Below are 14,834 nucleotides of genomic sequence, written 5' to 3' on the forward strand. Positions count from 1 at the left end.
CCCCTGGGGGTTTCCCCCCCCCCGAGGCGGGGAACGGCCGGGGACGTCCGGACTGTGCGCGGGCGGGAGCGGCTATCCGACCCCGGCTCCGCCCTGCGGGGAGAGCACTCCGGTGGTGACCAGCACGATGATGAGCACGCCCAGGGCGATGCGGTAGTACACGAACGGCATGAAGCTGTGCGTGGTGATGAACCTCATCAGCCAGGCGATGACCACGTAGCCGATCACGAACGCCACCAGGGTGCCGACGATCGTGGCGCCCCAGCCCGCGTACTCGTTGCCGCCGATGTCGAGCATCTTGTACAGGCCCGAGGCGAACACGGCGGGCATCGCGAGCAGGAACGCGAACTCGGCCGCGGCCGGTCGGGTGAAGCCGAGCAGACGGCCGCCGGTGATGGTGGCGCCCGAACGGGAGACGCCGGGGATCAGCGCGAGGGTCTGGAACAGACCGAAGGTCAGGCCCCGGCCGAGGGTGAGGTCCTCCAGCTCGTTCTGCTTGCGGGCGAAGTGGTCGACGGCGCCCAGGAGGAGGCCGAAGAGGATGAGAGAGAGGGCGATGAGGCGCAGGTCGCGGAAGACTCCGTCGATCTGGTCCTCGAAGAGCAGGCCCAGGACGCCGATGGGGATGGTCGCGAGGATGATGTACCAGCCCATACGGGCGTTGACGTCGCCACGCAGGTTCCGGTTGACCAGGGATCCGCACCACACGGAGATGATCGCCCACACCCGCTTGCGGAAGTACACGACCACCGCCAGTTCGGTGCCGATCTGGCTGACGGCGGTGAACGCCGCCCCCGGGTCGGACCAGCCGAAGAAGGCCGCGAAGACGCGCAGGTGGGCGCTTGAGGACACGGGCAGGAACTCGGTGAGTCCTTGGATGAGGCCGAGAACGACCGCCTCGAAGATGGACACTCGGATACGGACTTTCGTGACGGGTCCGGGCCCCTCGGGGCACGGACACGAACCGGACGGGGTGTCGGCCCGGACGGCCCGCGAGACGAGAGGACGCGTGTCGGCGCTGGTCCGGCCCACACCGACAGTACGCAGCGAAGATGTACCCAGGGCCTACTTCCGATGAACACGGTAATCTCCGCCGCATGGAACAGCGACAGGTGGGCAGATCAGGGCTCTGGGTGTCTCGTACCGCCCTCGGCACGATGAGCTGGGGAAACGACACCTCCGAGGAGGAGGCCGGGCAGCAGCTCACCGCGTTCGTGAACGCGGGAGGCACGCTCGTGGACACGGCGGACATCTACACGGGCGGCCAGAGCGAGCGGATCCTCGGGCGGCTCCTGCGCGGGACGGTGCGCCGCGAGGACGTGGTGGTGGCCACCAAGAGCGGGCACACGCCGGAGGCGTACCGGCCGGTGGACGGCTCGCGGCGCCACCTCCTGGCGTCGCTGGACGCCTCCCTGCGGCGTCTCCAGACGGACTACGTGGACCTGTGGCAGCTGCACGTGTTCGACCCGTGTACGCCACCCGAGGAGACGCTGTCCGCGATGGAGACGGCGGTCGCCTCGGGCAAGGCCCGCTACGTGGGCACGGGCGACCTCAAGGCCTGGCAGTTCGCCACGTTGGCGACCTGGCAGCGCGCCCAGCCCGGACGGGTGCCGCTGGTGAGCGCGGGCACGGAGTACTCGCTGCTCAACCGGGGCGCCGACCACGCGCTGCGCCCGGCCGCGGCGGCCAGTGAGGCGCACGTGATCGCCTGGTCCCCGCTCGGGCGGGGCGTGCTCAGCGCGAAGTACCGCAACGGGGTCCCGGCGGACTCGCGCGCCGCCTTCCCGCACATGGCGCCCTACGTGGAGCCCTACCTCGACGACCGCAGCCGCAGGGTGGTGGAGTCGGTGTGCACGGCCGCCGAGGGCCTGGGCGTGTCACCGCTCGCGGTGGCGCTGAGCTGGGCCCGCGACCAGGAGGGGGTGGCCGCCGCCGTGGTCGGCCCGCGCACGCTCTCCCAACTGGAGGAGATCCTGTCCGTGGAGAGTGTGCGCCTGCCGCCCAAGATCCGCGACGCCCTGGACGACGCCACCGCCGGACCCGAGCGCTGAGGGCCCGGGCCCACGGCGCCCGGTTCAGGTACCGGGTGGGATCGGGAAGTTCTGGTCGAAGACGTGGTCCGGGTCGTACACGGCCTTGAGGGCCCGCAGGCGTCCCAGCGCGGGTTCGGGGAAGGCCTGGGCCAGGACCTCGGGGCCGGTGCGCGTGTCGAAGCTCAGGTAGAGCCCCCGCGCCGCCTCGCCCAGCTCCGCCCAGCGGCGGTCCAGGGGTTCGGCGCTGCGTCCCATGGCTGCCAGCGAGAACTGGGCCGTGCGGTGCGGGTAGGCGGTGGCGTCGGCCGCGACGTCGTTGACCGCCCCGCCGACCTGGCGCAGTTGCATGAAGTACGCGTCACCCGTGGCGAGCGCGCGGGTCATGGCCTCGGCGGACTCGTCGGTCACGTGTTCCAGCAGCGCCGAGCGGGCGACCGGGGTCCCGCCGCCCTCGTGCGGACCGGCGTGCCCGACCAGGAGCGCCGGGTAGGGAGCGACCTGTGCGCGCTGGTCCAGGACCGGGCCGACCTTGAGGAAGGGTTCCAGGGCCCGGACGGCGGCGTCGGTGTCGTCCCCCGCGAACACCACCATGGCCTGCGCCACGGGTCCCTGGCCGCCCCGGGCCTGTCCCAGGGTGAGGAACGCGGTGACCTCGCGTGGCGCGGCCTCGGCCACCTCTCCCCAGGTCCGGAGGAAGGCCGCGGTGTCCGAGGCGTCGTAGGCGAACTGACCGAGGACGACGTCCCGGACCGGCGCCGCCACCGCCTCCACGGAGGTGACCACGCCGAAGTTGGCCCCGGCGCCGCGCACCGCCCAGAAGAGGTCGGGGTGGTGCTCGGCGTCCACCCTCAGCTGGTCACCGGCGGCGGTGACCAGCTCCACGGCGGTGAGGCGGTCGATGGTCAGCCCGTGGGCGCGGGACATGTACCCCAGGCCCCCGGTGGTGGCGAGCCCGCCGACGCCCACTCCGCCGTGGTCGCCGGAGCTGATCGCGAGGCCGTGCTGGTGCAGGACGGAGCCGACCTCGCCCCAGCGGGCGCCGGCGCCGAGCCGGACGAGACCGGATCCGGCGTCCAGGACCTCGACCGCGTTCATCCGGCCGAGGTCGAGGACCACGCCGCCGTCGTTGGTGGAGCGGCCGCTGATGCCGTGTCCGCCGCTGCGCACGTTGAGCGGCGCGTCCTGCTCGAGGGCGTAGGCCAGGGCCTCGACCACCTGGTCGGGGGCGGTCGGGCGGAGGACGAGCCCGGGGCGGCCCCGCTGCATGTATCCGTGCCGGACCTTCGTGAACCCCTGGTCGCCGGGTTCGACCGCCGTGTCGCGCAGGCCGTGTGGGACGGCGTCGTAGTCGATGCCGGAACGGCGAGCCGTGAGGGCGGCGGCGGGGCGGGCGGGGCCGGTGGGGGTTCCGGCGCCGGCGCGTTCGCGCTCGACCGCCTCGCGCAGGACGGGCGCCACCTCCCGCCCGAAGGTGTCGATGGCGCGGGGGTCGTCGGTGGGCAGCACGAACGTGGCGAACCCGTGGTCCAGGACCAGGGGCAGCAGCTCTTCCACCCACTGTTCCGGCGGGCCCTGGAGGAAGCCTCCGCTTGCCGGGGAGAAGGCGGCGCCGGTCAGGTTGAGCAGACGGCGGATCTGCCGTGGGTCGCGGCCGTGCTCGCGCGCGGAGTCGTCGATGGTCGCGTTGAGCCCGGCCAGGTCCTCGGGCTGGACGTAGCCGAGGCTGGGCAGCCAGCCGTCGGCCTTGGCGCCGACCAGGCGGAGCATGCGGGGCTTGTAGGCGCCCAGCCAGATCCGGATGTCGTGGGCGGGCTCGGGGCCGCGCTTCATGCCGTGGACGGAGTAGTGCTCACCCTGGCGGCGCACCCCGCCCCGTTCGTCGGTGTCCCAGACGTCCCGGATGAGGTCGATCGCCTCGGAGAGGGCGTCCACGGACTGGCCGGGGGTGCGGCGTCCGCCACCCATGGCCTCGATGGCGTCCCAGAAGCCCCCCGCGCCGAGTCCCAGCTCGAAGCGGCCCTGGGAGAGGCGGTCGAGGCTGGCGGCGGCGCGGGCCAGGACGGCGGGCGGGCGCAGGGGAAGGTTGATCACGTTGCCGGAGACACGGAGGCGCTCGGTGCGGGCGGCGACCCAGCTCAACAGGGTCCAGGTGTCGAGGAAGTCCGGGTTGTAGGGGTGGTCCTGGAAGGTGGCCAGGTCCAGCCCCGCGGCTTCGGTGAGTTCCGCGAGCCCGACCACGCGGTCGGGGTCCCGCGCGGTCGGCGTGAGGAAGGTGCCGAACTCCAGGGGGTGTCCGTAGTCGGGCATGGCCTGGTCTCCCGGGGATCGTTTGTCGTGCAAATGATGTTCAGGTCAACTTATCTGACCCAACACCTATTCCTGGTAATCTCGGACCATGACACCCACCACGCCGGAGCCCGTCCCCGGCATCGGGGACCACAACCTGGGCTGGTCCCTGGCCGTGCTGCTGCGCCGCTGGCACGAGCACGTGGAGGCGGCCCTCGACGACCTCCCGCACGGCAGCCGCGGCTACCACGTGCTGGCCGCCGCCTCCCGAGGCGACGCCCCCACGCAGGCGGCGCTGGCCGAGCGCCTGCTCATCGACCGCAGCGTGATGACCTACCTCATCGACGACCTGGAGGCCGCCGACCTGGTCCGGCGCCGGGCCGACCCGGCTGACCGCCGGGTGCGGCGGGTGTGCTCCACCGACCACGGCTCCGAGGTCCTGGCCAAAGCGAGCCAACTGGTCGAGCACGTGGAGGAACGCCTGTTGGGCGGCCTGGACGCCGACACCCGAGCGCTCTTCCGTACCGCCGCGGCGGCGGCCGCCACCGCCGTGCAGGAGGCCTCCCCCGACACCGACCCCTGCGCCGCCGTCCTCCAGGTGACCCGGGACACGTGAGCCTGTGGACGGCGGACACCGCGTGTCGCCGCGAGTCGGTAGGCTCCCTCCGAGTCCACGAACCACCTGACGAGGGGAACCGGTGTCCGAGGCTGTCGAGAAGGTCCTAGCCGTCCTTGACCGGATGGGTGCCCCGCACGCCCTGGCACCACGCCTGGTGTCCGCGCTGGGCCCCCGACCCGCCGCCGAACTGGACGCCAACCCCTGGCTGCTCCTGCGCCTGCCCGAGGTGACCGTCGAGCAGGCCGACTACTGCGCCCGCAGGCACCTGGGCGAGGCCGCGCGGCCCGACGACCCCCGCCGCCTGGGCGCCCTGGTCGGACACACGCTGCGCACCGCCGCCCGCCGGGGCCACACCGCGATCGAGGAGAAGAGGCTGGCCACGGTGGTCGGCCAGCTCGGGATCGCCGACCCCCGCTCCGCGCTGGAGGCGGCGGTCGCCGCCGAGGAGATCGCGCTGTTCGAGGGCGGCGACGAGGCGGACGACGACTTCGACTTCGAGGAGGGCGGCGTCCCGGAGGTACCGGACCTGCCCGACCCCGAGCGCCACTACGCCCTCCACGACGTCGGCCACGCCGAACAGCGGCTCGGGGAACAGCTCCTCCGGCTGATCGGCGGCAGCGAGCCGATCATGGACCCGATGACCGCCGCGGAGACCCTGGCTGCGGCCACCACCGAGCACGGACTGGCGATCTCCGAGACCACCCGGGAGGCGCTGCTCACCGCCACCATGCGCCCGGTGACCGTGGTGCACCACGGCCCCGGAGACCAGGCCGAGACCGCCCGGGCCCTGCTCTGCCTGGCCGCGATCGCGCGGGAGAGCCAGGTGGGGATCGCGGTGGTGACCCCCACCGCACCCACCGCCGCCGCCGTCAACGCGGACCTGGACCGGCTGCTGGGCGCGGGAGAGCCGCCCGTGCGCGCGGTGTCCCTGGCCGCCCTGCTGTCCGGCGAACCCGCCCCTGCGGGGATCGTGGTGCTCTGCGAGTCGATGTCCCTGGGCGTGGCCCGGATGGCCGACCTGGTGTCGGCCTGCGTGGACGACGCCCACCTGGTGCTGCTGGCCGACCCGGACCAGGCCCCCTCCGCCACCCCTGGCCGGGTGGTGGTGGACGTGGCCGCCTCGCGAACCGCGCACGTGGCGGTCGTGGCCGACGACGCCGAGCCCTCCCCCGTGGCCGTGCTCGCCCGCGCGGTGGCCGAGGGCGACTGGCCCGAGGTGGAGGCGCCCGACCGCGAGGTCGTGCGGGTCCCGGCCGCCTCGGGCGAGGAGGCCGCCCACCGCGTCACGCAACTGGTGACCGACTCCATCCCCCGGGCTCTGGGGATCGGCTCCGACCAGGTTCAGGTCATCACCTGCCGCGAGGACGGCCCGGCCGGTGCCCGCGCGCTCAACGCCGCCTGCAAGGAGCGCCTCAACCCCGGCCCGGGAGCACACGGCGGCTTCGACGTGGGCGACCGCGTGGTGCTCACCGCCGGGGGTCCCGGCTACGGCCCCGGCGACACCGGTCACCTGCGCGAGGTGACCGAGGGCGCCGTGATCGAACTGACCGACGGCACCCGGGTCACCGTCACCGATCCCTCCGCCCTTCGCCCGGGCTGGGCGGTGAGCGTGGCCGTGGCCCACGGGAGCCGCTGGCCCGCCGTAGTGGCGGTCTTCCCGCCCCAGGTCCCGGTGTCCCGCCCGCAGGCGTACACGGCCCTGACCAGGACGACCCGTCACGTGTCCGTGGTCGACGCCACCGACGGCGCCCTGGAGACCGGTGTGCGCGAGACGCTCGCCCCGGACCGCACCACCCGCCTGGCCCTGATCCTCCGCACCGGTTGAGCGCCCCGGCCCGGGCTCCCGCCCCCGGGCCGTTCCGCGCCGGACCACGACCGCCAGGTCGCCGTCAGGGCCGGAGCGCGATGCTCACCCGCTCGGTGACGCCGTTCACGGTGACGCCGAGCTCCACGGTCCCCTCCCCCAGGGCGGTGAACCGTCCGGTCGCGGGGTCGAACGCGGCGACGTGGTCGGGCCCGGCGTCGTCGCCCGGACCGAGGTGCACGTCGTCCGAGCCGAACCAGTCGGCGCTGACCGGAGGGGCGACCGGCACCGAGGTGCCGTCGTTGCCCACCGTCGCGGTGACCTCGGCCTGCTCTCCCACGGTGACCGAGGCGGGTGCGGCCAGCTCCAGCCCGTCCACGTGGGGACGCAACTCGGTCACCACCCAGTCCTCCTCGTGCCCGCCGGTGTTCACGCCCCACAGCGACCACCCGGTGAAGCCGCCGTCGGCGGGGCCGCCCGAGGGGTTCTTGCCGACGTTGCCGTTGACGACGTAGGGCACCCCGTCGACCCGGTCGGCGTGGAACACGCCCACGTGAGCGCCGATGAAGGCCGCGCCCTTGCCGGTCTCGGCCCGGAATCCGGACAGCCAGTTCTCCACGGTGGCCGCCTCCTTGCGGTCCGCCAGCTCGCTCGCCCGGGTCGGCAGCGGGTCGCGGAGGGGCACGTGCTGGGCGACCACGACGGACGTCACCGAGGGGTCGTCGGCCGCCGCGTCCAGCTGTTCCCGGAGCAGCCGCAGCTGTGACCAGTCGCTGGCCTGGTAGGACAGACGCGCCGTGTCCAGGAGGACGAACCTCGTCCCGTGGTGGTCGACCACCTGGTGGGAGTCACCGAACGCCTCCCGGAAGTTGTCCAGTGTCCCCTCGGAGACCTCGTGGTTGCCCGGCACGTAGTAGTAGGGCAGCTCCCCTTCGAGCTCCTCGTCGAGGATCCGACGGGCCAGCTCGAGGTCCTCCGGTGCGGCCTCGTCCACGAAGTCGCCGTTGATGATGAGGAACTCGGCGTCAGTGGCGCGGATCTCCCGGAGCGCCCGCCGTGTGTAGGCGACGATCTCGCTGTCCGGGTCGCGGGCGACGAACTGCGCGTCCGACAGGACGGCGAACCTCCAGTCCTGGGCCGCCACCGTCGCGCCGGGAGCCACCACCGGATCGACGACCGGTTCGGCGGGCGGGACGTCGATCGGCGGCGGAACCAGGGCGGTGAGCTCGTCGATGACCACCTCGCCCTCATAGCTCGCCCCGGGTTCGGTCTCGGCGAAGTAGACACGGCGGAGCGACAGCGGGTACTGCGTGCCCGGCGGGACGGTGAAAACCAGCTGTCGCCACCCCGGTTCGTCCAGGTATCCGGCCCGGAGTGCGGGCACCAGCTGCCCGGCACCGTCCCAGACCTGGAGGCTGGCCCACTCGCCGTTGCCCTCGGAGTGCACCCAGGCGCGCAGCTCCTGCGGCTGGCCGGGGATCTCCCGTTCCCCCGGTGGCAGGACGCCACCGGTACGGGTTCCGGTCGAGGCCGTGAAGTCGTAGGTCAGGCGCACGCCCTTGCCCTGGCGCCCCTCCGCCACGGCGACGTCCCCGTCCGCGCGCTCACCGAAGTAGGTCCAGTCGGCCGCGTCCTCGAAGTCGGCGACGACGACCTCCTCCAGCCCCACGGTGACCGCCATGGTCGTCTCGACGTCCCCGACCCGCACGGTGGCGAGCGTGGAACCGCTCTCGGTGGCGGCCCGGATCTCGAAGCGTCCGTCCTCGGTCACCGAGACCCGCGCGACGCTCTCGTCGACGGTCAGCTCTACGTCCTCCGGTTCGATCGGCGCCGCGAACCCGTCCGCGTCGTATCCGGTCACCTGGACCACGGCGGAGGCCTCCGCGTCGGCCAGCCCCACCCGTTCGGGCGTGGTCTCGATCCTGGCCAGCTCGCCCAGGACCGTCAGGTCGATCTCGCCCCTGGCCCGGAGCTTGCTGGCCGTGACGGTGGCGGTCCCGGCCGACCTGGCCGTGAAGACGCCGTCGCGGTCCATCACGCCGACTCCGCTGTCGTCGGACCGCCAGTTCGGCACCGCCTCGGCGGGCCCGTAGGTCTCGTCGTGGCCCGCGGCCGTGAGTGTCCGCGTGAGTCCGGGGAAGACCCGGTCCGTGCGCACGGGTGCGACGTATCCGGAGGCGTCGGCGCGTTCGGGGGTGGTCCTGGTCTCCACCCAGAAGCCGTCGATCCTGCCGCTGCCCTCGGGGGCGAACAGGCCCAGGCCGTTGGGCACGAGTCGTTCTTCTCCGTCCGAGGGGCGGTTCTCGACCCGCACCTCGTCGGCGCCCGGGGTGCGCGCCACCATGGTGGCCGATCCACCGCCGTCCAGGTTGACCGCGGTGTGCGCCCCGGCCTCGACCATCATCTCGCCCAGCTCGTCGAGGCCGACGCCCGCCGCGAACGAGGGCTGCCGACCGTCGACGCTGAGCAGGTACATCCGCGAGCCGTCCTCGGAGAAGCCGATCGCCATGCGCGGCGCGCCGGGGGTGTTGTCGCCCGCCGAACCCCGCCGCACCTCGCCGTCGACAACCAGCATCTGGCGGCCGTTCAGGGCGGCGTGGATCTCCTGGTCACCGCTGGCGCGCACGTCGTAGTCGATCCCGACCGGATCACCCACCGCCAGGTCGGCCAGGGCCCGCGCACCCTCCTCACGACCGACCAGGACGAAGGCGTCCTCGGGGATCTCCCCCTCACGGGGGTTCTCCACGACCTCCGTGACCACCCCGTCGGTGACGACCACCTCCCGTGTGTCCGAGGCGTCCTCGACCACACGGCAGCGGCAGTAGGACCCCCACAGCGGGGTGAACGCCGCGATCTCGTCGGCGCCCAGCGCCGGTTTGTTGATCGCGTCCAACGACGCGGTGGTGCCGGGCAGCTCGATGGTGCCCTCGAAGAACACCTCACCGATCGAGCCGAGCCCGTCGGGGGTGAAGACGGCGGAGGACTCCCGGTAGTCGTTGGTCATGGGCGACTGGATGAGTTCACCGCTCTGGACCGCCACTCCCTGGGGCGCGCCGGAGGCGTTGATGTCGAAGAAGTCGCCGTTCACCGCCGCGACCGCGCCGACCCGGTCGGCCTGGGTGCTCAGGGCCTCCCGACCGGTCACCTGGCCGGGGAAGAGGTAGTCGACGCTGACACCGCCGGTCAGGTCCGTGGTCAGCAGGTCGGCCTGGAGCCAGGTGGGTGTTCCCGTGTAGCCGTCCGGCCCGTAGGCGTCGAAGGAGGTCAGCGTGACGCCGGGGGCGACCGGGCGCTCGGAGTCGAACGTCTCCAATCGAGGAGCCGGATCGTCGGCCCGCGGGACGGAGCCGGGCGGAGGGATCTCGACGGTCTCGCTGAACCCGGTGCGTTCCCGGGGGTCGTCGCGGGTGTCGGCGGCGCCCGCGACCGGGGTGAGGGCGAGGAGAAGGACGGAACCCGCGGCCACGAGGGCACTCGCGCGCGAACGGATCGACCACCGGCGATTCATGGAATGCCTCCGGGCGGCTGGGGGATCAGGAAGGCCCTGTGCGTCAACTTCCTACCATCCGCTCCCTCCCTTGTGTAGGAGGTGAACGGTGTGGTTCTCCCACTCACCCTGGGGCCCGTTCAACGACGGGAACCGCGCGGGGGCCGCTCAGGGATCACCTTCAGGGGGCGCCCCAGGGGCACGAGATCTCACCTGGGAACCGTCCGTTCGCCACGAGGAAGCAGACCGACGGTGTCCCTTCGTGGCCGCCGTGCTCCGCATCCGCTCAGCCGCTCCCCGAACCGATCCGCTCGGACCCACCCACCGGAGCGGGCACTCCCTCGGACTGTGTAGAGTATGGAAACGGTTTTCATTTTCACTACTGCGAGCCCAGGAGAGGAGCGCCCGATGCGCATCGCACTGGTCACCGGCCTGCACGCGGAGGCACGCACGGAGGCCGTGGACGAGTTGCTCAGGACCGTCCCCCGGTCGGTCGCGGTTCACCACGACATGGGCGACATCGGTGACGGAGTCGTGCGCCGCGTGGTGCGGGATCCCTCCGGCACCAGCAGGAGCGAGCAGGTGGAACTCGACCACGCCTGTGCCTCGTGCACGGTGCGCGAGGACCTCCTCCCCTTCCTCCTGCGCCACGCGGCCGACGGTCGACACGACCTGTGCGTCGTGGACTCCTGGGAGGGCCTGGAACCCCGGTCGATCGCGGAGAGCATCGCCGCGCGGCCGGAACTCCGGCTGGCCTCCGTCGCCACGGTGGTCGACACGTCCCGGCTCACCTCCGACGTGGGCAGCCCGGACGAACTGGGCGACCGCGGGATGGACATCGCCCAGGACGACACCCGCACGGTCGCCGAAGTCCTCAACCGGCAGGTGGAGTACGCCAATGTGCTGGTCCTGTCGACGGAAGGGGGTCACTCCCACGCCCGGGCCCTCCTGCGGCAGCTCAACCCCGCCGCGGCGATCGTCACTTCGGGGGCCGACCTCTCCGGTTTCCTGGACCAACGGTTCGACCCGGAGTCCGCGCACCGACGTCTCAACCCGGCCTGGGCCCACTACCTGGACCATGACGAGACCCGGGGAGTGAGCACCGTGACCTGGACGAGAAAGCGCCCGATGCACCCGGAGAGGCTCTCCGACGCCCTGGAACGCATCGTCGCGACGTCCCTTCGCGGCCGGGGAAGGTTCTGGCTGGCCAGCCAGCCGGACACCCTCCTGGTCTGGGAATCCCACCAGGACCTCCTCATGGTGGAGAGCGGCGGCCCCTGGCTGAGCGCACTGCCCGAGGCGGCGATGGACCTGGTCTCCCCGGACCGGCGTGCCACGGCCCTCCTCGACTGGGACCCGACCGTGGGCGACCGTCGCCAACACCTGTCCTTCACCGGTGTCGGCATGGACACCGCGTCCCTCCTCGCACTCCTGGACTCGTGTCTGGCCACCGAGACCGAAGTCGGCCAGGAGTTCCAGAACGACCCGTTCGCCGAGTTCTCAGAAGGGTGACCATGACCCCGAGCAAGCGCCGTACCGAGCAGACGCCGCGCAGGCGCTCCTTCGCCAATCCGCTGGGCGAAGCGACCCACGTCGATTACAAGGACACCAACCTGCTGCGGAAGTTCGTCTCGGAGAAGGGCAAGATCCGCAGCCGCCGCGTCACCCGTGTCACCGCACGGCAACAGCGGCTGATCGCGGCGGCGATCAAGAACGCCCGCGAGATGGCCCTCCTGCCCTATCCCTCTTCGACCAGGCAGAACTGACCGCGTCAGGCCGCGACCCGAATGCGGAGCCGTCGCGTCCGTTCTCAGCACAGCGGAGGAACGGATCGAGCACGGCCCTCAAGGAAAAGGAGAAAAGACCATGGCCCGAGTCTGCCAGGTGACCGGGAAGGCACCGACCTTCGGGAATTCCGTATCCCATTCGCATCGACGCACCAAGCGTCGGTTCGACCCCAACATCCAGAACAAGCGCTACTGGCTTCCCAGTGAGCAGCGCTTCGTGAGGCTGCGGCTGAGCGTCAAGGGCATGCGGGTCATCGACGCGCGCGGAATCGAACGCGTGGTCGCCGACATCCGCGCCCGAGGGGAGAGGGTCTGATGGCCAAGAAGAGCAAGATCGCCCGTAACGAGCAGCGGAAGGCGATCGTCGCACGTTACGCCGAGCGGCGGGCCGAGCTCAAACGCCTGATCAGGAGCCCGCACACCGGTGAGGCCGAGCGTGCCGCGGCCGTCGCCGAACTGAGGCGCCAACCACGGGACGCCAGCGCGACCCGGGTCCGCAACCGGGACGTGATCGACGGTCGCCCCCGCGCCCATCTGAGGAAGTTCGGAGTGTCACGGATCAGGTTCCGGGACATGGCTCACCGCGGTGAACTCCCCGGAGTCACCAAGTCCAGCTGGTAGCCGCGGAACCCGCAGGTTCCGAGCGGTCCCACGGTTCCCGGAGCGGAGGACCCCTCCGGGAACCGCCCCCTCCGGTCCGCCGAAAGAAGGAGCAAGACATGGGCACGAACGCTCCGACGACACTCCCCGTGACCGTGCTCTCCGGGTTCCTGGGAGCGGGCAAGACGACCCTGCTCAACCACGTTCTGGGGAATCTGGACGGCCTGCGGGTCGCGGTGATCGTCAACGACATGAGCGAGATCAACATCGACGCCGACCTGGTCAGGGGCGAGGGACACCTGTCCCGGACCGAGGAGCGGCTGGTGGAGATGACCAACGGCTGCATCTGCTGCACCCTGCGCGACGACCTGCTGGAGGAGGTCGCCGCTCTCGCGGCGCGAGGTCGCTTCGACCACCTCCTCATCGAGTCGAGCGGTATCTCCGAACCCATGCCGGTGGCGGCCACCTTCGCCGTGCCCGGGCCCGACGGCACCCCGCTCCTGGAAGGGACGCGCCTGGACACCATGGTCTCGGTGGTCGACGCCACGGGGTTCCTGCGCGAACTCGACACCGGCGACGACCTGGCCGAGCGCGGCCTGGACGCCTACGAGGACGACGAACGGACGGTGAGCGACCTGCTGGTCGACCAGGTGGAGTTCGCCGACCTGATCCTGGTCAACAAGATCGATCTGGTGACCGAGGCCCAGGTCGACCGCGTGGAGGCAGCGGTCAGGCGGCTCAACCCCCTGGCTCGGGTCCTGCGGATCCGACACGGGCGGGTGTCTCCGGCCGAGTTGGTCGGGGCCGACCTGTTCGACATGGAGCGAGCCTCCCGGGCCCCGGGCTGGGTCTCCGAACTCAACGGCGACCACGTGCCCGAGACCGAGGAGTACGGCATCTCCAGCCTGGTGTTCCGTTCCGACCGGCCCTTCCACCCCGAACGTCTCTGGGGGATGGTCACCTCCGGGTTCGAGCGGGCCGGGTACGGCAGGATCCTGCGTACCAAGGGGTTCTTCTGGCTGGCGAGCCGCCCCAGGATGACGGGGCTGTGGTCCCAGGCCGGGCCGGTCGCCCGCTTCGAGCCGGCTGGAGTCTGGGATCCCGCCGACGGACCGTCCCTCGGATACACCGCCGAGGACCTCGTGGACAGCGAGCCGGTCAGTCCCCGTCAGGAGCTGGTCGTCATCGGTCAGGACCTGCGGCGGGAGGCGCTGGAGGCCGCCCTGCGCTCCTGCCTGTTGACCGAGGACGAGTTCCGTTCCCCCTGGGACCGGTTGCCGGACCCCTTCCCGGAATGGGACGTGCACGGCGTGCACGACCACCCTCAGCCCGCCTGACCCCGGTCACGGCGGTCGGCCGAACCCGAAAGGAACCCATGGCGCGCAACGACGTCCGCCCCATCATCAAGCTCCGATCCACTGCGGGCACCGGAACCACCTACGTGACCCGCAAGAACCGCCGCAACACCCCGGACCGTCTCGTCCTGCGCAAGTACGACCCCAAGCTCCGGCGCCACGTCGAGTTCCGTGAGGAACGCTGACGGAACGCCGCCACACCCGACGGAGAACCCATGAAGAAGGACATCCACCCCCGCTACGAGCCCGTCGTCTTCCGTGACAGGGCCGCGGGCTTCGCCATCCTCACCCGTTCCACTCGGAGCAGCGACACCACCATCGAGTGGGAGGACGGCGACACGTACCCGGTGATCGACGTCGAGATCTCCAGCGCCAGCCACCCCTTCTACACGGGCACCTCCCGTGTGGTGGACACCGCTGGCCGGGTGGAGCGCTTCCAGCGCCGCTACCAGCGCGGATAGTCACGACACGCTCGGGGCGATCGGCTCCGGCGGCCATCGCCCCGACCCACATCCCGGTACCCCCGGGCCGCACCACGCACCACGCACCACGCACCACGCACCGAGAGGAGCCACTCCCATGGCAGTACCCAAACGCAGGATGTCGCGGTCCAACACCCGCACGCGTCGATCCCAGTGGAAGGCCAGGAGCCCCGAACTGGTGACCCTCCATGTCGGAGGCCGCGAGTACCGGGTCCCCCGCCATCTCGTCCGCGCCTACCGGCGGGGGCTCGTTCCCCTCCCGGAGTAGGTCGGGCCGCCCCCGGGTTCCGGGGTGCGGAGTCCTACTCGTGAGGTGCCTCCCCTTACGCCTGGGATGGTCGCGGCGCAGGCATGACCGACGCCACCGGGTCCGTTCCGAAA

The 14,834-nt window shown here is 71.8% G+C and carries 14 protein-coding genes; 11 read left to right on the forward strand and 3 right to left on the reverse strand.

Translation table 11 applies throughout. The features are described from left to right. Nucleotides 1–72 precede the first annotated feature (72 nt). Entirely contained in the window at nt 73–912 is an 840-nt protein-coding gene (locus tag ACRWK8_RS20935; RefSeq protein ID WP_378739718.1) for an undecaprenyl-diphosphate phosphatase, read from the reverse strand. 185 nt (nt 913–1,097) lie between these two features. Here ACRWK8_RS20935 and ACRWK8_RS20940 point away from each other — a divergent pair, with 185 nt between their 5' ends. Next, nucleotides 1,098–2,051 carry an aldo/keto reductase gene (locus ACRWK8_RS20940; RefSeq protein WP_378739715.1) on the forward strand — a complete coding sequence of 318 codons (954 nt, stop codon included), beginning with the start codon at nt 1,098–1,100 and terminating at the stop codon, nt 2,049–2,051. A gap of 24 nt (nt 2,052–2,075) precedes the next feature. Here the strand turns inward: ACRWK8_RS20940 and ACRWK8_RS20945 are convergent, their stop codons facing one another. Then, entirely contained in the window at nt 2,076–4,340 is a 2,265-nt protein-coding gene (locus ACRWK8_RS20945) for an LLM class flavin-dependent oxidoreductase (protein WP_431872354.1), read from the reverse strand. An 88-nt stretch (nt 4,341–4,428) separates the two neighbouring features. Here ACRWK8_RS20945 and ACRWK8_RS20950 point away from each other — a divergent pair, with 88 nt between their 5' ends. Beyond that, nucleotides 4,429–4,935 (forward strand): MarR family winged helix-turn-helix transcriptional regulator, encoded by a 507-nt coding sequence (locus tag ACRWK8_RS20950; protein WP_431872356.1) that lies wholly within the window; start codon nt 4,429–4,431, stop codon nt 4,933–4,935. 82 nt (nt 4,936–5,017) lie between these two features. Continuing rightward, nucleotides 5,018–6,763 carry a helix-hairpin-helix domain-containing protein gene (locus ACRWK8_RS20955; RefSeq protein ID WP_431872358.1) on the forward strand — a complete coding sequence of 582 codons (1,746 nt, stop codon included), beginning with the start codon at nt 5,018–5,020 and terminating at the stop codon, nt 6,761–6,763. A 64-nt stretch (nt 6,764–6,827) separates the two neighbouring features. Here ACRWK8_RS20955 and ACRWK8_RS20960 read toward each other — a convergent pair whose 3' ends face one another. Further along, complete coding sequence (locus ACRWK8_RS20960; RefSeq protein ID WP_431872360.1) at nt 6,828–10,250, reverse strand: phosphodiester glycosidase family protein; 3,423 nt, start codon at nt 10,248–10,250, stop codon at nt 6,828–6,830. A gap of 387 nt (nt 10,251–10,637) precedes the next feature. Between ACRWK8_RS20960 and ACRWK8_RS20965 the strand changes: the two genes are divergently transcribed. The 8 genes from ACRWK8_RS20965 (at nt 10,638) to rpmF (ending at nt 14,721) form a co-directional block, all read left to right on the forward strand. Continuing rightward, nucleotides 10,638–11,741, forward strand: coding sequence for a CobW family GTP-binding protein (locus ACRWK8_RS20965; RefSeq protein WP_431872362.1), 1,104 nt, complete (start codon nt 10,638–10,640; stop codon nt 11,739–11,741). A 2-nt stretch (nt 11,742–11,743) separates the two neighbouring features. Beyond that, nucleotides 11,744–11,995, forward strand: coding sequence for a 30S ribosomal protein S18 (gene rpsR, locus ACRWK8_RS20970; protein WP_431872364.1), 252 nt, complete (start codon nt 11,744–11,746; stop codon nt 11,993–11,995). A 100-nt stretch (nt 11,996–12,095) separates the two neighbouring features. Further along, nucleotides 12,096–12,332, forward strand: a complete 237-nt coding sequence (rpmB, locus tag ACRWK8_RS20975; protein ID WP_378739698.1) for a 50S ribosomal protein L28 — start codon at nt 12,096–12,098, stop codon at nt 12,330–12,332. Continuing rightward, nucleotides 12,332–12,637 (forward strand): 30S ribosomal protein S14, encoded by a 306-nt coding sequence (rpsN, locus tag ACRWK8_RS20980; RefSeq protein ID WP_378739696.1) that lies wholly within the window; start codon nt 12,332–12,334, stop codon nt 12,635–12,637. The genes rpmB and rpsN overlap by 1 nt, the downstream gene beginning before the upstream one ends. Before the next feature lie 98 nt (nt 12,638–12,735). Then, nucleotides 12,736–13,953 carry a GTP-binding protein gene (locus ACRWK8_RS20985; RefSeq protein ID WP_431872367.1) on the forward strand — a complete coding sequence of 406 codons (1,218 nt, stop codon included), beginning with the start codon at nt 12,736–12,738 and terminating at the stop codon, nt 13,951–13,953. 38 nt (nt 13,954–13,991) lie between these two features. Beyond that, the gene (gene rpmG, locus ACRWK8_RS20990) at nt 13,992–14,156 is read left to right on the forward strand and encodes a 50S ribosomal protein L33 (RefSeq protein WP_378739691.1); all 165 of its coding nucleotides are present in this window, start codon (nt 13,992–13,994) and stop codon (nt 14,154–14,156) included. Nucleotides 14,157–14,186: 30 nt separating this feature from the next. After that, nucleotides 14,187–14,432 carry a type B 50S ribosomal protein L31 gene (locus ACRWK8_RS20995; protein ID WP_378739689.1) on the forward strand — a complete coding sequence of 82 codons (246 nt, stop codon included), beginning with the start codon at nt 14,187–14,189 and terminating at the stop codon, nt 14,430–14,432. 118 nt (nt 14,433–14,550) lie between these two features. Continuing rightward, on the forward strand, nt 14,551–14,721 hold the full coding sequence (gene rpmF, locus ACRWK8_RS21000; protein WP_431872370.1) for a 50S ribosomal protein L32: 171 nt from the start codon (nt 14,551–14,553) through the stop codon (nt 14,719–14,721). The last annotated feature ends 113 nt before the right edge of the window (nt 14,722–14,834 follow it).

This window comes from Nocardiopsis eucommiae (genome assembly GCF_965344335.1).
Lineage (GTDB): Bacteria > Actinomycetota > Actinomycetes > Streptosporangiales > Streptosporangiaceae > Nocardiopsis > Nocardiopsis eucommiae.